The following is a 20348-nucleotide window of genomic DNA, read 5'->3' as shown; positions in this document are numbered from 1 at the left end:
ATCAGCAAGGGGACTTCCTGATTCCCGACTTCGACAAAGGACATCGCCGCAGTGCAGACGCATGAGATCCGGAAGCGCTTTCTGGACCACTTCATCCGGGCCGGACACACCGAGGTGCCGAGCGCTTCGTTGATTCTCGACGATCCCAATCTCCTGTTCGTCAACGCCGGGATGGTGCCCTTCAAGCCGTACTTCCTCGGCGACCAGACGCCGCCGTACGAGCGCGCGACCAGCGTGCAGAAGTGCGTCCGCACCCTCGACATCGAAGAAGTCGGCATCACTACGCGCCACAACACCTTCTTCCAGATGGCGGGCAACTTCTCGTTCGGCGACTACTTCAAGCGCGAGGCGATCACCTTCGCCTGGAAGCTGCTGACCGACTCCGTCGCCGACGGCGGCTACGGCATCGACCCCACCAAGCTGTGGCCCACCGTGTACCTCGACGACGACGAGGCCGAGGCGATCTGGCGCGACGAGATCGGCGTGCCCGCCGAGCGCATCCAGCGCCGCGGCATGGCCGACAACTACTGGTCGATGGGCGTCCCCGGCCCCTGCGGTCCCTGTTCGGAGATCTTCTACGACCGCGGACCCGAGTACGGCGTCGAAGGCGGCCCCGAGGCCGACGAGGACCGGTACATCGAGATCTGGAATCTCGTGTTCATGGAGAACGAGCGCGGCGAGGGCACCAGCAAGGACGACTACGAGATCCTCGGACCGCTGCCGAAGAAGAACATCGACACCGGCATGGGCATCGAACGCGTCGCCTGCCTGCTCCAGGGCGTCGACAACGTGTACGAGACCGACCTGATGAAGCCGATCATCGACCTCGCCGCCGAGATCACCGGCCGTGGCTACGGCGTCGGCAACCACGAGGACGACGTGCGATTCCGCGTCATCGCCGACCATGCGCGCACCGCCGCCATGCTGATCGGCGACGGCATCGTCCCCGCTAACGACGGACGGGGCTACGTGCTGCGCCGACTCCTCCGCCGCGTGGTGCGCTCGATCCGGCTCCTGGGCGGACAGCAGGCGATGGAGCGGATCATCGCCGCCGTCATCGACGTGATGAGTCCGTCGTACCCGGAGCTCGAACGTCAGCGCGCACACATCGTCTCGGTCTCGGTGGCCGAGGAGACCACGTTCGCGCGCACGCTGGCCGCGGGTTCGAAGCTGTTCTCCGAGGCCGCCGACGCCACCAAGGAGGCGGGTCGCGGCTCCATCAGCGGAACCGACGCCTTCACCCTGCACGACACCTACGGCTTCCCGATCGACCTGACCCTGGAGATGGCGGCCGAGGCCGGGCTGGCTGTCGATCGCGACGGCTTCGCCGAGCTGATGGACGAGCAGCGTCGCCGCGCGAAGGCCGACGCGAGTTCGCGCAAGTCGGCGCACGCGGACAACACCGTGTACCGCGAGTTCCTCGACCGCGGAGCCACCGAGTTCACCGGCTTCACCGAGTTGGTCTCGGAGGCCCGGGTCCTCGGGCTGGTCTCCGGCGGCGAACGGGTCCGCTCTGCGGCACCGGGCACCGAACTGGAACTGATCCTGGATCGCAGCCCGCTGTACGCCGAGGCCGGCGGACAGATGGCCGACCAGGGGTCGATCACCACGAGCGACGGCGTGCGCCTGCGCGTCAAGGACGTCCAGAAGGTCGGCAAGAAGGTGTGGCTGCACCAGGTGGTCGTCGACGAGGGCGAGATCGTCGAAGGCGACGAGGTGCTGGCCTCGGTCGACACGGCGTGGCGCCACGGAGCCACCCAGGGCCACTCCGGTACGCACATGGTGCACGCGGCGCTTCGCCAGGTGCTCGGCCCCACGGCGACGCAGGCAGGCTCGCTGAACCGTCCCGGCTATCTGCGTTTCGACTTCCACGCCGGAACGGGGCTCACCGAAGCCCAGCGCACCGAGATCGAGCAGATCGCCAACGAGGCCGTCGAGGCCGACTACACGGTCAACACGTTCGAGACCGACCTGGCGAAGGCCAAGGCGATGGGTGCGATGGCACTCTTCGGTGAGAACTACGGCGACGAGGTCCGCGTCGTGGAGATCGGCGGACCGTTCTCGATGGAGCTGTGCGGCGGCACGCACGTCGCCAGTTCCGCGCAGATCGGACCGATCACGGTGATCGGCGAATCGTCCGTGGGTTCCGGCACCCGCCGGGTCGAGGCGTACGTGGGCATGGATTCGTTCCGCTACCTGTCGCGGGAACGCGCGCTGATGGCCGGTCTGGCCGCGTCGCTGAAGGTGCCGTCGGAGGACGTGCCCGACCGGGTGGAACAGCTGGTCCTGAAGCTCAAGGAAGCGGAGAAGACCGTCGATTCGCTGCGTGCCGAGCAGGCGCGCGCGGCGGTGGCCGACCTCGTCGACCAGGGCGTTCCGGTCGGTGACACGCTGGTGGTCGCCGCTCGCATCGCCGACGGCGTCGACGCCAACGGACTCCGCGGACTCGTCACCGACCTGCGCGGTCGCATCGCCGACCGCAACGCGGTGGTGGCGCTGTTCTCCGCGACGGACGGCAAGGTGCCCTTCGCGATCGCAACCACCGATGTTGCACGCGGTAGCGGAATCAAGGCGGGCGATCTGGTCCGCGAGATCGCGCCGCTCGTGTCCGGACGCGGCGGCGGCAAGCCCGATCTGGCGCAGGGTTCCGGCACCGACGCCGCGGGAATCGATGCCGCGCTCGGGCGCCTCCGCGAGGTCATCGGGGCTCGGTGATCACTCCGAGAGGGCGGCGGGTGGCCGTCGACGTCGGCAGCGTCCGGGTGGGCGTTGCCGTGTGCGACCCCGACGGGATCCTCGCCACGCCGGTCGAGACGGTGCGCCGGGCAAAAGACGGTTCGGACATCGCGCGGCTGATGGAGATCATCACCGAGTACGAAGCGATCGGGGTGATCATCGGCCTGCCTCGCACCCTGCGTGGTGAGGAGGGCCCCGCGGTGCGGGCCGCGCGGTCCTTCGGACGTCAGCTGGAGACCGAACTCGACGGTGTCTCGATCGAGTTCTACGACGAGCGCCTCACCACGGTGACTGCGACGCATGCGCTGCGTGCGTCAGGAGTGAAAGCGAAGGACGCGCGTGCCGTGGTGGATCAAGCCGCGGCTGTCGCTATTCTTCAGGGATGGCTCGACGCACAGCGATGAGTCCCGCGTCGACTAGGAGGAGTTTCTCACGTGTCTGATCAGGACGACCCGCGCAGCGAAAGCGCAGGCGGTCAGCCGTCGTCGGAAGGCGAACGGCGCCGCTATTTCGCGGAGTCGATGGGTGCCGGGCAGTCGGGCAACCGGCATCGCCGACGGCGTGCTCCCGGTGATCCGACGACCACCGGAAGCATCCCGATCGTTCGCGTCGGCGACTCGCTGCCCGACCCGACGATCGAATACCGCACGCCCGAGCGTCCGGCGGGGGAGCCGTCGCCGTACTTCGAGGTCCGGCATCGGCCCACCGAGGTCGAAGGCCTGAGCTTCACGTCTCCGCGGACCTATCGGCCGGAACCGCCTGTCGTCGAGCCGCCCGCAGCCGAGCCGCCCGCAGCTGAGCAGCTTCAGACCACGCCCGAACCCACCGGCCTGTTCGACATTCTCGATGCGACGCACGAGGACATTGCCGCCACGCCGCCGATTCCCGCCACGCCGCAGATTCCCGCTGAATCCCCGGAGCCCCCGACGCCGCAGGCTCCGGTCGCGCCGCCGGTTCCCGAGTACGAGTACCGGCCCCCCGAGTCGGTGTCCGGGCTCGCTGGCATGGACGACGAGGTGACCGATCCGAATCTCCGACTTCCGGAGATCCTGGACTCCGCTGACGCCGACGCGGGCATCGACGCCGAGTACGTCCCGGGCGCGGACGACGACCGTCCCATGCCCGCGCGTAAGCGGAACCGCAAGGTGATCGTCAGCGTGCTCGCCATCGCGATGGTGATGGTCCTGGTACTGGCGGGCGTCGCACTGAATGCCCTCGGCGTCTTCGAGTCGTCCACCGATTACGACGACGCCACCGGACACGGTGCGGCACTCGTCGAGGTGCAGAGCGACGCGTCGATCCGCGACATCGGCCAGACCCTCGCGGACGCGGGCGTGGTCGGCAGCAAGAAGGCCTTCGTCAACGCGACCGGCAACGACACCGTTGCGGCAGGCTTCTACAAGCTGCCGAAGGGCATCTCAGCGGCGGCGGCCGTGGAGAAGATGCAGGGCAACGCCAATCGCGTGGGATTCATGATCATTCCCGAGGGGCGTCAGCTCGACTCGAAGAAGGGCGCCGACGGCAAGACCACGCCGGGCATCTTCCAGCTGATCGCCGACGCCACCGCGGTGAAGACCGATGACGCGACCTACGGCGTCACCGTCGAGGACCTGATGAAGGCGGCCGATACCGCGAGCGCGGACGAGCTCGGCATCCCGAGCTGGGCGCGCGAGACCTTCGACAAGCTCGGCAACGACCACCGGCGGATCGAGGGCCTTATCGCCTCCGGTGCCTGGGAGAACCTGAACCCGGAGTCGAGCCCGGTGGAACTGCTCCACAGTCTGATCACCGACTCCGCCAAGCGCTTCACCGCGTGGGGCCTGGAATCGGACAACAAGACCGGTTTGACGCCGTACCAGACGTTGGTGACCGCATCGATCGTCGAACGCGAGGCGAGCGTGGAGGGCGACTTCGCGAAGGTCTCGCGCGTGATCCTGAACCGTCTGACGGACGACCAGCGGTTGGAGATGGACTCCACGGCCAACTACACCGCCAACATCCAGAACATCGACCTGTCGGGCGCCGCCTACAAGGACGAGAACGCCTGGAACACCTACCAGCACAAGGGGCTGCCGATCACCCCGATCGGTTCGGTCGGCGAGCGTGCGTTGCATGCGACGCTGAATCCGGCGGATGGTGACTGGCGGTACTTCGTCACCGTCGATCGCGACGGCAAGACGCTGTTCTCGCGGACCTTCGAGCAGCACAAGAAGAATCGCCAGGTGGCCTGCGACAACAAGCTCTTGGTGACCGGCTGCGAATGATGGACAACGCGAGCGCGCCTTCGAGGTCCGGGGCGCCACGTCGCGCCGCAGTCCTCGGATCGCCGGTCGGGCACTCCCGCTCGCCGGCCCTGCACCGCGCCGCCTACGCGGCCCTGGGGCTCGACGGTTGGACCTACGACGCGATCGAGACCGACGCGGAGCAACTGCCCGACCGGGTCGGCTCGGCAGGCCCGGAATGGGTCGGCTTCTCCGTCACCATGCCGGGCAAACTCGCGGCGCTGGCGTTCGCCGACGAACGGACCCCGCGCGCCGAGTTGATCGGCTCGGCCAACACCCTGGTTCGGACACCGAACGGCTGGCGAGCCGACTGCACCGACGTCGACGGTGTCGCGGGCTCGCTGGTGGAGGTCGGACTTCCCGGCACGGCGACCCGAGCGGTGCTCATCGGGGCCGGTGGGACCGCACTGCCCGCGATCGCGGCCCTGGCCGACGCGGGCGTCTCCGCGGTGACGGTGGTGGCGCGCAGCGCCGACCGGGCACGCGGAGTCATCGACCTGGCCGAGCGACTCGGGGTCGACGCAGCCGTGATCGGCTACGCGGCCGGACGCGACCTGCGGAATGCCTGCGCTGAGGCGGACGTGACGATCTCGACGGTGCCCGCTGCTGCCGCCGAGCCACTCGTGTCGACGGTCAGTGCCTCATCGCGGTTGGTGGACGTGATCTACGACCCCTGGCCCACGCCCCTGGCTGCCGCGGTCGCTGCCGCGGGCGGAACGGTCGTCGGCGGCATCGTGATGCTGCTGAACCAGGCGTACAGCCAGGTCGAGCAGTTCACCGGACAGCCCGCGCCCAAGGCCGCGATGGCGGCGGCGGTCGGCCGGTAGCGCTCGGCGCCGTTCGGGTGCCGGAACCTGTGGATCGGGCGATTGCTCCATGGTCGCGCACGGCGCAGGCTCGCTGCATGGTCGCTGCTTGCTTGCTGGTCGTCGCGTGGTTGCTCGTGGGTGCTTGGCTGCTGGTGGTCGCGGATGTCGACCGTCGGACCGGCCGGATTCCGAACACCCTGGTGCTGCCCGCCGTCGTGGGGACGGCGGCGGTCGCGGCGGCGCTTCCGGCGGTCGGCGGCGGGGCGGTGACGCTCGCCCTGCCGTACGCGGCCGCGTTCACCGTGCACGCCTGCGGCGGGGGTGACGTGAAGTTCGCGGTGCCGTGCGGCGGTCTGCTCGCCGACCCGCTCACGGCGCTCGGCGCGGTGCTGGTGGCCGCGCTGATCGCCGCGACGACCACCGTGGTGACCCGACGCCGACGGGTGCCGCACGGACCCGCGCTGGCGGTCGCCACCGGCCTGATGCTGTGCCTGTGAACACCGCGGGCAGGCGTTGAGCGGCCTGACTGTGCCTTTCGTCGCCGCTTCTGGAACAATCGAACCTTGTGTTGCGCTGGATAACTGCCGGAGAATCCCATGGCCCGGCCCTGGTGGCCCTTGTCGAGGGCATGGTCGCCGGTGTGGAGATCACCTCGTCCGACATCGCCGAGCAATTGGCCCGGCGACGGCTCGGCTACGGCCGCGGCGCCCGCATGAAGTTCGAGGCCGATCAGGTCACGATGATCGGCGGCGTCCGCCACGGTTTGACGATGGGCGGCCCGGTGGCCGTCGAGATCGGAAACACCGAGTGGCCCAAGTGGGAGCAGGTCATGTCGGCCGATCCCGTGGACGCCGATGAGCTCGAGGGCAGCGCACGTAACGCGCCGTTGACCCGCCCGCGCCCCGGCCACGCCGACTACTCGGGCATGCTCAAGTACGGATTCGACGACGCCCGGCCGATTCTGGAGCGGGCGAGCGCCCGCGAGACCGCCGCGCGCGTCACCGCGGGCACCGTGGCCCGCAACTTCCTGCGCCAGGTGTTCGGCATGGAGGTCGTCTCGCACGTCATCTCCATCGGCGCCAGCGATCCGTACACCGGCCCCACGCCGACCTTCGCCGACGTGCAGGCCATCGACGACAGTCCGGTCCGAGCGTTCGGCAAGGACGCCGAGCAGTCGATGATCGACGAGATCGAAGCCGCCAAGCGTGACGGTGACACCCTCGGCGGCATCGTCGAGGTCATCGTGACCGGCGTCCCGATCGGCCTCGGCTCGCACGTCAGCGGCGAGGCACGCCTCGACGCACGCCTGGCAGGCGCCCTCATGGGCATCCAGGCCATCAAGGGCGTCGAAGTCGGAGACGGCTTCGAGACCGCCCGTCGCCGCGGCAGTGCTGCGCACGACGAGATGGTCCCGGGCGCAGATGGTGTGCTGCGGTCCACCAACCGGGCCGGCGGACTCGAGGGCGGCATGACCAACGGCGAGGAGATTCGCGTCCGCGCCGCCATGAAGCCGATCTCGACGGTCCCGCGTGCGCTGGCCACCATCGACATGACCACCGGCGAGGCCGCGACCGCGATTCACCAGCGCAGCGATGTCTGTGCGGTCCCCGCGGCGGGTGTCGTCGCCGAATCGATGGTCGCGCTGGTGGTCGCGCAGGCGGCGCTGGAGAAGTTCGGCGGTGATTCGGCCGCCGAGACCGCGGCCAACCTGCAGAGCTACCTCGACGCCATCGCTGCGCGTCCGCCGCATCCGGGATCGTGACCCTCGTGCGCCGACCGGTGGCAGTCCTCGTCGGCCCCATGGGATCCGGCAAGTCGACGATCGGTTCGGCGCTGGCCGCACGGTGCGGCGTCGGCTTCACCGACACCGACCACGAGATCGAGGAGCGCTCGGGTCGACGGATTCCGGAGATCTTCGCCGTCGACGGCGAAGGCGTCTTCCGGCGCCTCGAAGCCGAGGTGGTCGCTGAGGTCGTGACCACCCACGACGGCGTGGTCTCCCTCGGCGGTGGCGCAGTGATGACGCAGGCCGTCCGCGATGCGCTCGCCGGGCACGTGGTCGTCTATCTCCAGATCGGTTCGGACACCGGTTTCGCACGGGTGGCGTCGTCGGACCGACCGCTGCTGGCCGACCCCGACCCGGCAGCCCGCTACGCGGAACTGCTGGCGCTGCGCGAGCCGACCTACCGCGACGTCTCGACCATCGTGGTTGACGCCGGGCGGCCGCCGCGCGTGGTGGTCGACGAGATCGTCGAGCGCCTCCCGTGTCGAGCAGAGACGAGTGACGAAGTTGTGCCCAACCCAGCGAGGAGTGAACAGGAATGACTGATCCGGTGAAGGTGGCGGTCCGAGCCGCCTCCCCGTACGAGGTGACCATCGGGCGAGGACTGCTCGGTGACCTCGCGGAAGCGGCCACGGGTGCCGACCGCGTCACGATCGTTTACCAGCCCACCCTGAAGGCCACGGCTGAACAGATCCGGGAGTTCCTGGCGGGCAAGGGGTTCGACGCACACCGCGTCGAGATCCCGGACGCCGAGGACGGCAAGGACCTCGAGGTCGCCGCGTTCTGCTGGGAGGTCTTCGGGCGCATCGGGATGATGCGCAACGACAAGGTGATCAGCCTCGGCGGCGGCGCCGCCACCGATCTCGCGGGATTCGCCGCAGCCACCTGGATGCGGGGCATCGGTGTGATCCACGTACCGACCACGTTGCTCGCGATGGTCGACGCCGCGGTCGGCGGCAAGACCGGTATCAACACCGAAGCCGGCAAGAACCTGGTGGGTTCGTTCCACGAGCCCGACGCCGTGCTGATCGATCTGGCAACGCTCGAGACGGTGCCGCGCAACGAGATCATCGCCGGACTCGCCGAAGTCATCAAGACCGGTTTCATCGCCGATCCGGTGATCCTCGACATGATCGAGGCCGATCCGGAAGCGGCGCTCGACGCCTCGGGCAGCGTGCTTCCGGAATTGATCCGTCGGTCGGTGCAGGTCAAGGCCGACGTCGTCTCCGCAGACCTCAAGGAATCCTCGCTCCGGGAGATCCTCAACTACGGCCACACCCTCGGTCACGCCATCGAGCGGCGGGAGCGCTACAAGTGGCGTCACGGCGCGGCGATCTCCGTCGGCATGGTCTTTGCGGCCGAACTGGCACGGTTGGCGGGTCGACTCGACGATGCGACGGCCGACCGCCATCGCAGCATTCTCGAGTTGGTGGGCTTGCCGACGAGCTACGACGACGACGCGCTCGCCGAACTCCTGCAGACAATGGCGGGCGACAAGAAGAACCGCTCCGGCATGCTTCGGTTCGTGGTTCTCGACGGACTGGGGAAGCCGGGACGCCTCGAGGCTCCGGACCCGACGCTGATCGCCGCCGCGTACTCCGCCGTCGCCTCCGGCGGAATGAAGGGGAGCGGCACCGTCATGCTGTAGCTGTCGACGTCGACAACGACTCGGGCCGCCGACCTCCAGGAGGTCGGCGGCCCGAGTCGTTTCGGTTCGCGGAGCGAAGAATAGCTGGGATCAGGAAGAAACTGGGATCAGGCGGTGGGTGCGAACTCGGTGGTCTTCGCTTCGGCGGCTTCCTCGGCGGCCAGCTCAGCCTTGCGCTGATCGCGGCGGACGAAGAAGCGACCCATGCTGACGCCGAAGAAGGCGGGCACGTACACGATCAGGGTGACGAACGAGACGCCCGCGGTCATGTCGATCCAGAAGGCCGCCTGCCCGATGCCGTTGAGCCACAGCGTGCCGAGGACCCAGCACACGAAGCACGAGATGACGGCCGCGAAGAGACCGACCTTCAGCCAGCGGATGGTGAGGTCCTCGTAGTCGTCGGGGTCGGGATTCGCACGGGCGTCCTTGATGCCGTCGAAACCGCCCCAGATGATGGCCACCAGCACGACGACCACCAGGGCGATAGTCTTGCCGATGTTGCTCGACAGTGGTGCGGCGATGACGAAGAAGCCCAGAATGATTCGGGTCACGATGTGCAGAACCGACATCACGACACCACGAAGTAGCCACGAACTCATGGGAGCACCATACCGGGTGGAACCTGTTTCACCAACGTTGACATGCAGAAAGGCGACGACGAGATGCCGGGAGACGACATGACCGAACGCCGACGGGCCCGGCTGGCAGCGGCGCTCGAGACCGGCGCGGACCGGGAGCGAGTCGATGCGATTCTGGTATCGAACCTGATCAACGTGCGTTACCTCACAGGATTCACCGGAAGTAACGGGGCCGTTCTGGTGTGGTCGGCGGAGCACTCCGGGCGACGGGAGGACGCCATCGCCACCGACGGCCGCTACACCGCCCAGGTGGCCGAACAGGCGCCTGTGCTCCCGGCGGAGATCGCGCGCGACTGCCCGCCTGCGCTCCTGCGGTACGCCGTGGGGCAGCAGGCCGGTGTGCGCCTGGGGATCGAGGCGCACACCATGACGATCGCCGCCTTCAGCGACCTGCGCACGGTCGCTGCGGAGGCGGGCGTCGAGCTGGTGCCGATGCGGGACACCGTTGAGCGGCTGCGGGAAGTCAAGGACGCGAGCGAAGTGGAGTCCATCACGTCGGCGTGCGCGATCGCGGACGATGCGCTCGCCGCGTTGATCGAACGCGACGCGATCGCGCCCGGTCGCAGCGAACGCGACGTGGCCCGCGATCTCGAATGGGAGATGTTCGCGCGCGGAGCCGACGCCATCGCCTTCGAGACCATCGTGGCGGCCGGTGCCAATTCGGCGGTCCCGCATCACCGGCCGACCGACGCGGTGCTGGCGGTCGGCGACCTGGTCAAGATCGATTTCGGGGCCGTGAGCCGCGGGTACCATTCCGATATGACACGGACGTTCGTCCTCGGCGAGCCGGCGGATTGGCAGCGCGAGATCTACGCCGTCGTGTCGACCGCCCAGCAGGCAGGTCGGGAAGCGTTGCATGCGGGGGCGAGCCTGGCAGAGATCGACGCCGCGGCCCGGAACGTGATCGTCGAGGCCGGTTACGGCGACTATTACGTGCACGGTCTCGGCCACGGGGTCGGACTGCAGATCCATGAGCGTCCGGGAATCGGAGCCGCTGCGAGCGGTACACTGCCTGTCGGCGCAACGGTCACCGTCGAGCCGGGGATCTACCTTCCTGGCCGCGGCGGCGTGCGGATCGAAGACACCCTGGTCGTCACCGAGTCGCATCCGCGGTTGCTGACGACCACAGACAAGGCGTTCCGCGTCTTGTAGAGCAAGATCGCGTCGCTCGCGAACCGGGCGAAGCGGCCAACGACTTTGAGGAGAACACAGATGGCATCGACTGCCGACTTCAAGAACGGGCTCGTCATCAAGCTGGAGGGTCAGCTCTGGCAGATTCTCGAGTTCCAGCATGTGAAGCCGGGCAAGGGCCCCGCCTTCGTGCGCACCAAGATCAAGAACGTGCTGTCGGGCAAGAGCGTCGACAAGACCTTCAACGCCGGTGTCAAGGTCGAGACGGCGACCGTCGACCGTCGCGACATGACCTACCTCTACAACGACGGCACCGATTACGTCTTCATGGACGGCGAGACCTACGACCAGATCTCGATCACTCCGGAGACCGTCGGCGACGGCGCGCGCTTCCTGCTCGAGAACATGGTGGTCCAGGTCTCGACTCACGAGGAGGCGCCCCTCTCGGTGGAGCTTCCCGTCACCGTGGAACTCGTGGTGCAGCACACCGACCCGGGTCTGCAGGGCGACCGCTCCACCGGTGGCAGCAAGCCCGCCACCCTGGAGACCGGCGCCGAGGTTCAGGTCCCACTGTTCATCAACACCGGCGACAAGCTGAAGATCGATTCGCGCGACGGCAACTACCTGGGACGCGTCAACAACTGACGCGGACCGACCGATCGGCCCTTCCATCGATGGGCCGAACCCGAATCCGAACTCGAAGGCGCTAGAGAAGCAAGTGAAGAAGACCGGTACTCGCCATAAGGCACGCAAGCGCGCGGTGGACCTGCTGTTCGAGGCGGAAGCCAAGAACGTCAAGGCCACCCAGCTGATCGCCGAGCGGCGCGAGATCTACCCCACCGACGACAGTGTCGGCACGATGTACGAGTACACCGTGCAGGTCGTCGAAGGCGTCACCACCGACGCCGCGCAGGTAGACGCGGTGATCGAATCGCACCTCGAGAACTGGAAGCTGAACCGCCTCCCCGCGGTCGACCGTGCGATTCTGCGGTTGGCCGTGTGGGAGCTCCTCTACGCCAACGACGTCCCGATCGACGTGGTGCTCGACGAAGCCGTCCAGCTCGCGAAGGAGCTGTCGACGGATGATTCGCCGTCGTTCGTCAACGGCGTCCTCGGCAAGGTCGCGGAACTGGCCCCTCAGGTCAGGGCCGCGGCCTCCGCGGAGTAAGCTGTACGTCACCGCCTCGCTCATCGCGATTCTCGCCGAGCGGAGTGCTAACCGAACTCAGAAGATTTTCCTTTAACGACCCGTCCAGTGAGGCGGAGAAGGAGGTCGACTTGGCTTCGCCAGTCGATGACGTGCGCCCGCAGCGCGTGTTGCTTGACGCTTCGGACGTCGGCCGCACCGTGGCCCGCATGGCTCATCAAGTGATCGAGAAGACGGCGCTGGACGCCGCAGACGCGCGCCGCGTGGTCCTCATCGGGATTCCCACTCGCGGTACCTCGCTGGCTCTCCGGTTGGCAGAACGCATCGCCGAATTCTCGGGCGTCGACGTCTCGACCGGCTACCTCGACATCACGCTGTACCGCGATGACCTGCGCGACAAGCCGCACCGTCCGCTGGAGCGCACCCTGGTTCCCGAAGGCGGCGTCGACGGCGCGCTGGTGATCCTGGTCGACGACGTCCTCTTCTCCGGCCGTACCGTGCGCGCGGCACTCGACGCCCTCCGCGACCTCGGCCGCCCGGCCGCGGTGCAACTCGCGGTCCTGGTGGACCGCGGACACCGCGAACTCCCGCTGCGCGCCGACTACGTCGGCAAGAACGTCCCGACCTCCCGCGAAGAGGACGTCGAGGTGCACCTCACCGAGCACGACGGCGTCGACGAGGTGGTGCTGCGATGAAGCACCTGCTCTCCGCCGCCGATCTGACCGCCGACGAAGCGATCGACATCCTCGACGAGGCGCAGCGATTCGAGCAGGCGCTGGCCGGCCGCGAGGTCCGCAAGCTGCCCACTCTGCGCGGCCGCACCGTGATGACGGTGTTCTACGAGAACTCCACGCGCACCCGCGTCTCGTTCGAGGTCGCCGCCAAGTGGATGAGCGCCGACGCGATCAACGTGAGCGCATCGAGCTCGTCGGTCAACAAGGGCGAATCGCTTCGAGACACCGCCAAGACGCTGCGCGCGATCGGCGCCGACGCGCTGATTCTGCGGCACCCGGCCTCCGGCGCCGCAGCGCAGGTCGCCCGCTGGACCAACGACGGGACCGACGTCACCGGCCTGCCGACCACCGGTCCGTCGGTGATCAATGCAGGCGACGGCACCCACGAGCATCCGACGCAGGCGCTGCTCGACGCCTACACGATTCGGCAGCGACTCGGCAGCCTCGAGGGCCGTCGCATCGCACTGGTCGGCGACATCCTGCACTCGCGAGTCGCTCGCTCCAATGCGCAACTGCTGTCGACACTCGGCGCGGAGGTGGTGCTGGTGGCGCCCCCGACCCTGCTGCCGACCGGCGTCGAGACCTGGCCGGTCCGCGTCTCCACCGAACTCGACGCCGAGCTGCCCTCGGCTGACGCGGTGATGATGCTCCGCGTTCAGGCCGAACGAATGAGCGGCGGATTCTTCCCCAGCACCCGCGAGTACGCGGTGCGCTACGGACTGTCGGACTCGCGGTTGCGGATGCTCCGCGACGACGCGGTGGTCCTGCATCCCGGGCCGATGCTGCGCGGCATGGAGATCGGCTTCACGGTCGCCGACGCCCCGCAGGCCACTGTGCTGGAGCAGGTTCGCAACGGTGTCCATGTGCGGATGGCGGTGCTGTTCCGACTGATCGCAGGTGCCGAGACCGGTGCCGTCCACGACCTGCCAAGCTCGCCGCAACCGTCATCGCCGCAATCGTCGTCACCCGCAGCGTCATCGCCCCAATCGGCATCTGAAGGAGAGCAGTAGTGTCCGTCGCCAGTTCGGTCCTGATCACCAATGTCCGGCCCTACGGTGACGGTGATCTCGTCGACGTCGCCGTCGTGAACGGTGAGATCGCGGACATCGGTCCCGGGCTGACCGCACCGGAAGGCGCCGCGACCGTCGACGGCGGCGGCGGCGTGCTACTGCCCGGCTTCGTCGACCTGCACACGCACCTGCGCGAGCCGGGTCGTGAGGACACCGAGACCGTCGAGTCCGGTTCTCGGGCCGCCGCGCGCGGCGGCTACACCGCGGTCTTCGCCATGGCCAACACCGCGCCGGTGGCCGACAACACCTCCATCACCGATCATGTGTGGCGGCTGGGTCGGGAGGTCGGCCTGGTCGATGTGCATCCGGTCGGCGCCGTGACCGTCGGTCTGGAAGGCAAGCAGCTCGCCGAGATGGGCATGATGGCCGACGGCGCAGCCAAGGTGAAGCTCTTCAGCGACGACGGCAAGTGCGTCCACGACCCGGTGATCATGAAGCGCGCCCTCGAGTACTCGAAGGGCCTCGGCGTCCTGATCTCACAGCACTCGGAGGACCCGCGTCTGACCGTCGGCGCCGTGGCGCACGACGGGCCGACCGCGGCGAAGCTCGGACTGGCCGGATGGCCGCGAGCCGCCGAGGAGTCGATCGTCGCGCGCGACGCGCTGCTGGCGCGCGACGCCGGCGCACGGGTCCACATCGCGCACGCCTCGACTGCGGGCACCGTGGAACTGCTCAAGTGGGCGCGCGGCCAGGGGATCGACATCACCGCCGAGGTGACGCCGCACCATCTGCTGCTCGACGATTCGCGGCTCGAGACCTACGACGGCGTCAACCGCGTGAACCCGCCGCTGCGTGAGGAGAGCGACAAGCTGGCTCTGCGCGCGGCGCTCGCCGAGGGCGTCATCGACTGCGTCGCCACCGACCACGCGCCGCACGCCTCGCAGGAGAAGTGCTGTGAGTTCTCGCAGGCCCGGCCGGGCATGCTGGGGCTCGAGACCGCCGTCTCGATCGTCGTGGAGACCATGGTGAAGCCGGGGCTGCTGGACTGGCGCGGCGTGGCACGCGTGATGAGCGAGCGTCCCGCCCAGATCGTCGGTCTCGACGACCAGGGCCGCCCGATCGCCGTCGGTGAGCCCGCCAACCTCACGATCATCGATCCCGACTCGGACTGGACGGTGCGCGGCGGCGAGCTGGCGAGCCGCTCGGAGAACACCCCGTACGAGGCGATGACACTTCCCGGGACGGTGATCGCCACGCTGCTGCGCGGCACGATCACCGCGCGTCGCGCCACCGGCGGGGAACAGCAGGCTGCGGGGGAGTGGGCGTGAGCAGCTGGCTGTTCAACACTCTCGTCGCCCTCGGCTCCTTCGCGGTGTGGGTGATCCTGGTGTCCCTGGTGATCCGCGGTTGGCGCAACCGCGGACGGCGCCAGGCCGCGTCCGTCGGCGACATGCCGACCGTGCCCGCAGATCTGGGCGAACCACTGCGCGGCCCGCACACCGGCCTCTACCTCGGCAGCACGATGGCGCCGAGCTGGCAGGACCGGGTGGCGGTCGGCGACATCGGCGACCGTGCGAACGCGACCATCACGGGGTACGCGAGCGGCATCCTGATCGAGCGGTCGGGAGCGTCGTCGATCTGGATCGCCGACGACGCGATCGCCGCGGTCCGGACCGAGCGCGGCATCGCGGGCAAGGCCATGACCAAAGACGGTGTCCTCGTCATCCGATGGACACTGCCGACCGGCACCCAGATCGATTCCGGGCTGCGGGCCGACGACAAATCAAGCTACCCGGAGTGGACCTCGGCCTACTCCGAGGTCACAGAGAAGGCTTTTCGCGACCTCGAGCGCGCGGACGAGCACACGACTGGCACCGGCGAGACCGATGAGAAGGACGAAAAATGAGTAAAGCGGTGATGGTGCTGGAGAACGGGCAGGTGTTCACCGGCCAGGCGTTCGGGGCGACGGGCAGCACGCTCGGGGAAGCGGTCTTCTGCACCGCGATGACCGGGTACCAGGAGACCCTGACCGATCCGAGCTACCACCGGCAGATCGTGGTCGCGACGGCGCCGCAGATCGGCAACACCGGCTGGAACACCGAGGACAGCGAGAGCCTGCTCGGCAAGCGTTCCGCCGTGCGCTGGTCCGCCGACTTCATCGACCACAAGGATCCCGGTCGCATCTGGGTCGCCGGGTATGCGGTCCGCAACCCCACGCGACGCGTCTCCAACTGGCGAGCAAGTTCCTCGCTCGAGGACGAGATGATCGGCCAGGGGATCGTCGGCATCGCAGGCATCGACACCCGCGCGGTAGTGCGCGTGCTCCGGGAGAGTGGCGCCATGCGTGCGGGCATCTTCTCCGGCGACGCCCTCGGCTCGGTCGACGACATGGTCGAGACCGTGCGCTCACAGCCCTCGATGGCAGGCGCCGACCTGGCCGCCGAGGTCAGTACCACCGAGCCCTACATCGTCGAGGCCGCGGGTGGCCAGGCCAAGTTCAAGGTCGCGGCCCTCGATCTCGGCATCAAGGCCAACACGCCGCGCATGCTCGCCGCGCGCGGCGTCGAGGTGCACGTCCTCCCGAGTTCGGCCACCTACGCCGACATCCGGGCGATCGGCGCGGACGGCTTCTTCCTCTCGAACGGACCGGGCGACCCGGTGACCGCCGACGCCGCCGTCGCGCTGACCAGCGAGGTCATCGACGCCGGACTGCCGACCTTCGGCATCTGCTTCGGCAATCAGATCCTCGGCCGCGCCTTCGGTCGCAGCACCTACAAGCTCAAGTTCGGCCACCGCGGCATCAACATTCCGGTGCTCGACACCGCCACCGGCCGCGTGGCCATCACCTCCCAGAACCACGGATTCGCCCTCGAGGGCGAGGCCGGCGAGGAGTTCGACACCGACCTGGGCCGCGCCCGCGTCTCGCACGTGTGCGCCAACGACGGCGTCGTCGAAGGGGTCGAGCTGATGTCCGGCAAGGCCTTCTCGGTGCAGTACCACCCCGAAGCAGCGTCCGGCCCGCACGATGCGGCCAACCTCTTCGACAAGTTCGTCCACGTCATGGAAACCTCAGCAACGGAAGGGAACCGCGCGTAATGCCTCGCCGTTCAGATCTCTCACACGTCCTGGTCATCGGTTCCGGCCCCATCGTCATCGGACAGGCCTGCGAGTTCGACTACTCGGGCACCCAGGCCTGCCGCGTCCTCAAGGCCGAGGGCCTGCGGGTCTCGCTGGTCAACTCCAACCCGGCGACGATCATGACCGACCCGGAGTTCGCGGACGCCACCTACGTGGAGCCGATCACCCCGCAGTACATCGAGAAGGTCATCGAGACCGAGGCCGCAGCAGGTCACCCGATCGATGCCGTCCTCGCGACGCTCGGTGGTCAGACCGCGCTGAACGCGGCGGTCGGACTCCACGAGCAGGGCATCCTCGCCAAGTACGACATCGAGCTGATCGGTGCCGACTTCGACGCCATCCAGCGCGGTGAGGACCGCCAGATGTTCAAGGACATCGTCACCAAGGTCGGCGGCGAGAGCGCCCGCTCGGCCGTCTGCCACACCATGGACGAGGTCTACGAGACCGTCGCCGACCTCGGCTACCCGGTGGTCGTGCGTCCGTCGTTCACCATGGGTGGCCTCGGCTCCGGCATGGCGTACGACGAGGACGACCTCAAGCGCATCGCGGGCGGCGGCCTCGCCGCCTCGCCGACCGCGAACGTCCTCATCGAGGAGTCGATCCTCGGGTGGAAGGAGTTCGAGCTCGAGCTGATGCGCGACAACAAGGACAACGTCGTCGTCATCTGCTCCATCGAGAACGTCGACCCCGTCGGTGTCCACACCGGCGACTCGATCACCGTCGCGCCCGCGATGACCCTCACCGACCGCGAGTACCAGATCATGCGCGATCTCTCGATCGCCATCATCCGCGAGGTCGGCGTCGACACCGGCGGCTGCAACATCCAGTTCGCGCAGGATCCCCGCGACGGCCGCATGGTGGTCATCGAGATGAACCCGCGCGTCTCGCGCTCGTCGGCCCTGGCCTCCAAGGCCACCGGCTACCCGATCGCGAAGATGGCCGCCAAGCTGGCCATCGGCTACTCGCTCGACGAGATCACCAACGACATCACCAAGGTCACGCCGGCGGCGTTCGAGCCGGCACTCGACTACGTGGTGGTCAAGGCCCCGCGGTTCGCCTTCGAGAAGTTCCCCGGAGCCGACGACACCCTCACCACCACCATGAAGTCGGTCGGCGAGGCCATGAGCCTGGGCCGCAGCTACAGCGAGGCCTTCGGCAAGGTGATGCGCTCGCTGGAGACCAAGGCGGCAGGGTTCTGGACCGAGCCGGACCGTCCGGATCCGTCGACGGTCGACGTCGACGCGCTCCTGGAAGAGGTGTCCGTCGCCAAGGACGGGCGCATGTACAAGATCATGCTGCTCCTCGAAGCCGGTGCGACCATCGAGCAGATCTACGAGGCCACCGCCATCGACCCGTGGTTCCTCGCCGAGCTCGACGGCATCCGCGCCGTCGGCCACGAGGTCCGCGACGCCGAGAGCCTCGACGAGGACCTGCTGCGCGTCGCCAAGAGCAACGGGCTGTCGGACCGGCAGATCGCTGCGCTCCGCGGCACCGACGAGGACGCGATCCGTGCGCTGCGCATCGACCTGGGCGTGCACCCGGTGTTCAAGACCGTGGACACCTGCGCGGCCGAGTTCGAGGCCAAGACGCCGTACCACTACAGCAGCTACGAGCTCGACCCCGCGGCCACGAGCGAGGTGGCGCCGCAGACCGAGCGGCCCAAGGTCCTCATTCTGGGGTCCGGCCCCAACCGCATCGGCCAGGGCATCGAGTTCGACTACTCGTGCGTGCACGCCGCCCTGACGCTGTCGGAGGCCGGGTACGAGACCGTGATGGTCAACTGCAACCCGGAGACCGTCTCGACGGACTACGACACCGCCGACCGTCTGTACTTCGAGCCGTTGACCTTCGAGGACGTGCTGGAGGTGTATCGCGCGGAGTCGATCTCGGGCACCGTCGCCGGCGTCATCGTGCAGCTCGGCGGCCAGACTCCGCTGGGGCTCGCCGCTCGCCTCGAGGCAGCGGGCGTGCCGATCGTCGGCACCAGCCCGGCGGCCATCGACCTCGCCGAGGACCGTGGCGAGTTCGGCAAGGTCCTGGTGGAGGCGAACCTCCCCGCACCGAAGTTCGGTACCGCCACCACGTTCGAGGGCGCCCGTGACATCGCCGACGAGATCGGCTACCCGGTGCTGGTGCGACCGTCGTATGTCCTCGGCGGTCGCGGCATGCAGATCGTGTACGACGAGGAGTCCCTGGCCGCCTACATCGCAGGCGCCACCGAGATCTCCGACGACCGCCCGGTGTTGGTGGACCGGTTCCTGGAAGGCGCCGTCGAGATCGACGTCGACGCCCTCTACGACGGCACCGACATCTACATCGGCGGAATCATGGAGCACATCGAGGAGGCGGGCATCCACTCCGGTGACTCGGCGTGCGCGCTGCCGCCGATCACCCTGGGCTCCGAGGTCATCGAACGGGTCCGCGTCTCGACGGCGGCCCTCGCGAAGGGCCTCGGCGTCCGCGGTCTGATGAACGTCCAGTACGCACTGTCGAACGACGTCCTCTACGTGTTGGAGGCCAACCCGCGCGCCAGTCGCACGGTGCCCTTCGTCTCGAAGGCCACCGCGGTCTCGCTCGCCAAGGCCTGCGCGCGAGTGATGCTCGGCCGCTCCATCGCCGAACTCCGCACCGAGGGCATCCTGGCCGCGGAGGGCGACGGCTCGATCACCCCGACCAACGCTCCGATCGCGGTCAAGGAGGCAGTCCTGCCGTTCAACCGGTTCCGGTTGGCCGACGGCACGGGCGTCGACTCGCTGCTGAGTCCCGAGATGAAGTCGACCGGTGAGGTGATGGGGCTGGACGCCGACTTCGGTCGTGCCTTCGCCAAGGCCCAGGAGGGTGCGGGCGGCGCGCTGCCGCTGTCGGGCACCGTGTTCGTCTCGGTGGCAGACCGGGACAAGGCCTCGATGATCTCGCCGATCAAGCGGCTCGCCGATCTCGGTTTCCGGGTGCTCGCCACCGGTGGCACCGCCGACGTGCTGCGTCGCAACGGCATCGAGGTCGAGACCGTGCGCAAGTACTTCGAGGCGCAGGAGGGGGAGCGGACCGTGATCGACGCGATCCGCAATCGCGAGGTCGACCTCATCATCAACACGCCGTTCGGCACCGCCGGACCGCGCGTCGACGGCTACGAGATCCGCGCCGCGGCGATCGCCGCGACCGTCCCGTTCATCACCACGGTTCAGGGAGCGGGCGCAGCGATCCAGGGCATCGAGGCCACGCTGAACGCAAAGATGGGTGTCCGCTCGCTGCAGCGTTGGCACGCCGAGCTGCAAGCCGGACGGTGAGTGAG

General features: G+C 68.4%; 18 protein-coding genes. 17 read left to right on the top strand and 1 reads right to left on the bottom strand.

What is annotated here, in order from left to right; genetic code table 11:
* Window positions 1-51: 51 nt before the first annotated feature.
* The 8 genes from alaS (at window position 52) to aroB (ending at window position 9258) form a co-directional block, all read left to right on the top strand.
* Entirely contained in the window at window positions 52-2715 is a 2664-nt protein-coding gene (gene alaS, locus GX543_RS13655) for an alanine--tRNA ligase (RefSeq protein WP_290852613.1), read from the top strand.
* Complete coding sequence (gene ruvX / locus GX543_RS13650) at window positions 2712-3140, top strand: Holliday junction resolvase RuvX (protein ID WP_290852611.1); 429 nt, start codon at window positions 2712-2714, stop codon at window positions 3138-3140. The genes alaS and ruvX overlap by 4 nt, the downstream gene beginning before the upstream one ends.
* Before the next feature lie 30 nt (window positions 3141-3170).
* A complete protein-coding gene (gene mltG, locus GX543_RS13645) occupies window positions 3171-5000 on the top strand; it encodes an endolytic transglycosylase MltG (RefSeq protein WP_290852608.1) in 1830 nt (609 codons plus the stop codon).
* Window positions 4997-5845, top strand: a complete 849-nt coding sequence (locus GX543_RS13640) for a shikimate dehydrogenase (protein WP_290852606.1) — start codon at window positions 4997-4999, stop codon at window positions 5843-5845. Before mltG ends, GX543_RS13640 begins: the two co-directional genes overlap by 4 nt.
* Window positions 5846-5922: 77 nt before the next feature.
* Window positions 5923-6324 carry a prepilin peptidase gene (locus GX543_RS13635; RefSeq protein ID WP_290852604.1) on the top strand — a complete coding sequence of 134 codons (402 nt, stop codon included), beginning with the start codon at window positions 5923-5925 and terminating at the stop codon, window positions 6322-6324.
* Window positions 6325-6374: 50 nt separating this feature from the next.
* On the top strand, window positions 6375-7589 hold the full coding sequence (aroC, locus tag GX543_RS13630) for a chorismate synthase (protein WP_290852666.1): 1215 nt from the start codon (window positions 6375-6377) through the stop codon (window positions 7587-7589).
* Window positions 7590-7594: 5 nt separating this feature from the next.
* Window positions 7595-8152: a shikimate kinase gene (locus tag GX543_RS13625; RefSeq protein ID WP_366929080.1), complete on the top strand. Its 558-nt coding sequence runs from the start codon at window positions 7595-7597 to the stop codon at window positions 8150-8152.
* The gene (gene aroB, locus GX543_RS13620; RefSeq protein ID WP_290852601.1) at window positions 8149-9258 is read left to right on the top strand and encodes a 3-dehydroquinate synthase; all 1110 of its coding nucleotides are present in this window, start codon (window positions 8149-8151) and stop codon (window positions 9256-9258) included. The genes GX543_RS13625 and aroB overlap by 4 nt, the downstream gene beginning before the upstream one ends.
* A gap of 107 nt (window positions 9259-9365) precedes the next feature.
* Here the strand turns inward: aroB and GX543_RS13615 are convergent, their stop codons facing one another.
* Window positions 9366-9857, bottom strand: a complete 492-nt coding sequence (locus tag GX543_RS13615) for a B-4DMT family transporter (protein ID WP_290852599.1) — start codon at window positions 9855-9857, stop codon at window positions 9366-9368.
* A gap of 42 nt (window positions 9858-9899) precedes the next feature.
* Here GX543_RS13615 and GX543_RS13610 point away from each other — a divergent pair, with 42 nt between their 5' ends.
* From GX543_RS13610 to carB, 9 genes are all read left to right on the top strand, one after another.
* Window positions 9900-11048, top strand: coding sequence for an aminopeptidase P family protein (locus tag GX543_RS13610; RefSeq protein ID WP_290852598.1), 1149 nt, complete (start codon window positions 9900-9902; stop codon window positions 11046-11048).
* A gap of 60 nt (window positions 11049-11108) precedes the next feature.
* Window positions 11109-11672 carry an elongation factor P gene (efp, locus tag GX543_RS13605; RefSeq protein ID WP_290852596.1) on the top strand — a complete coding sequence of 188 codons (564 nt, stop codon included), beginning with the start codon at window positions 11109-11111 and terminating at the stop codon, window positions 11670-11672.
* 73 nt (window positions 11673-11745) lie between these two features.
* Window positions 11746-12195 carry a transcription antitermination factor NusB gene (gene nusB / locus GX543_RS13600; protein WP_290852594.1) on the top strand — a complete coding sequence of 150 codons (450 nt, stop codon included), beginning with the start codon at window positions 11746-11748 and terminating at the stop codon, window positions 12193-12195.
* Window positions 12196-12305: 110 nt separating this feature from the next.
* The gene (gene pyrR / locus GX543_RS13595; protein WP_290852593.1) at window positions 12306-12869 is read left to right on the top strand and encodes a bifunctional pyr operon transcriptional regulator/uracil phosphoribosyltransferase PyrR; all 564 of its coding nucleotides are present in this window, start codon (window positions 12306-12308) and stop codon (window positions 12867-12869) included.
* Window positions 12866-13918: an aspartate carbamoyltransferase catalytic subunit gene (locus GX543_RS13590; protein ID WP_290852592.1), complete on the top strand. Its 1053-nt coding sequence runs from the start codon at window positions 12866-12868 to the stop codon at window positions 13916-13918. Before pyrR ends, GX543_RS13590 begins: the two co-directional genes overlap by 4 nt.
* Complete coding sequence (locus GX543_RS13585; RefSeq protein WP_290852590.1) at window positions 13918-15246, top strand: dihydroorotase; 1329 nt, start codon at window positions 13918-13920, stop codon at window positions 15244-15246. The genes GX543_RS13590 and GX543_RS13585 overlap by 1 nt, the downstream gene beginning before the upstream one ends.
* Window positions 15243-15824, top strand: coding sequence for a transporter (locus GX543_RS13580; protein WP_290852588.1), 582 nt, complete (start codon window positions 15243-15245; stop codon window positions 15822-15824). The genes GX543_RS13585 and GX543_RS13580 overlap by 4 nt, the downstream gene beginning before the upstream one ends.
* Entirely contained in the window at window positions 15821-17014 is a 1194-nt protein-coding gene (gene carA, locus GX543_RS13575) for a glutamine-hydrolyzing carbamoyl-phosphate synthase small subunit (RefSeq protein WP_290852586.1), read from the top strand. Before GX543_RS13580 ends, carA begins: the two co-directional genes overlap by 4 nt.
* The gene (carB, locus tag GX543_RS13570) at window positions 17014-20343 is read left to right on the top strand and encodes a carbamoyl-phosphate synthase large subunit (RefSeq protein ID WP_290852585.1); all 3330 of its coding nucleotides are present in this window, start codon (window positions 17014-17016) and stop codon (window positions 20341-20343) included. Before carA ends, carB begins: the two co-directional genes overlap by 1 nt.
* Window positions 20344-20348 lie beyond the last annotated feature (5 nt).

Source organism: Gordonia sp. (in: high G+C Gram-positive bacteria) (genome assembly GCF_012515855.1).
Classification (GTDB): Bacteria; Actinomycetota; Actinomycetes; order Mycobacteriales; family Mycobacteriaceae; genus Gordonia.
This window is presented reverse-complemented; position numbering and strand designations above follow the sequence as displayed.

What these genes read in the sequence shown, in the direction of transcription:
- GX543_RS13640 (WP_290852606.1), top strand. Translation starts at nt 4,997, where the DNA reads ATGATGGACAACGCGAGCGCGCCTTCGAGGTCCGGGGCGCCACGTCGC.
- GX543_RS13635 (WP_290852604.1), top strand. Translation starts at nt 5,923, where the DNA reads ATGGTCGCTGCTTGCTTGCTGGTCGTCGCGTGGTTGCTCGTGGGTGCT.
- aroB (WP_290852601.1), top strand. Translation starts at nt 8,149, where the DNA reads ATGACTGATCCGGTGAAGGTGGCGGTCCGAGCCGCCTCCCCGTACGAG.
- GX543_RS13615 (WP_290852599.1), bottom strand. Translation starts at nt 9,857, where the DNA reads ATGAGTTCGTGGCTACTTCGTGGTGTCGTGATGTCGGTTCTGCACATC.
- GX543_RS13610 (WP_290852598.1), top strand. Translation starts at nt 9,900, where the DNA reads ATGCAGAAAGGCGACGACGAGATGCCGGGAGACGACATGACCGAACGC.
- efp (WP_290852596.1), top strand. Translation starts at nt 11,109, where the DNA reads ATGGCATCGACTGCCGACTTCAAGAACGGGCTCGTCATCAAGCTGGAG.
- GX543_RS13590 (WP_290852592.1), top strand. Translation starts at nt 12,866, where the DNA reads ATGAAGCACCTGCTCTCCGCCGCCGATCTGACCGCCGACGAAGCGATC.
- carA (WP_290852586.1), top strand. Translation starts at nt 15,821, where the DNA reads ATGAGTAAAGCGGTGATGGTGCTGGAGAACGGGCAGGTGTTCACCGGC.
- carB (WP_290852585.1), top strand. Translation starts at nt 17,014, where the DNA reads ATGCCTCGCCGTTCAGATCTCTCACACGTCCTGGTCATCGGTTCCGGC.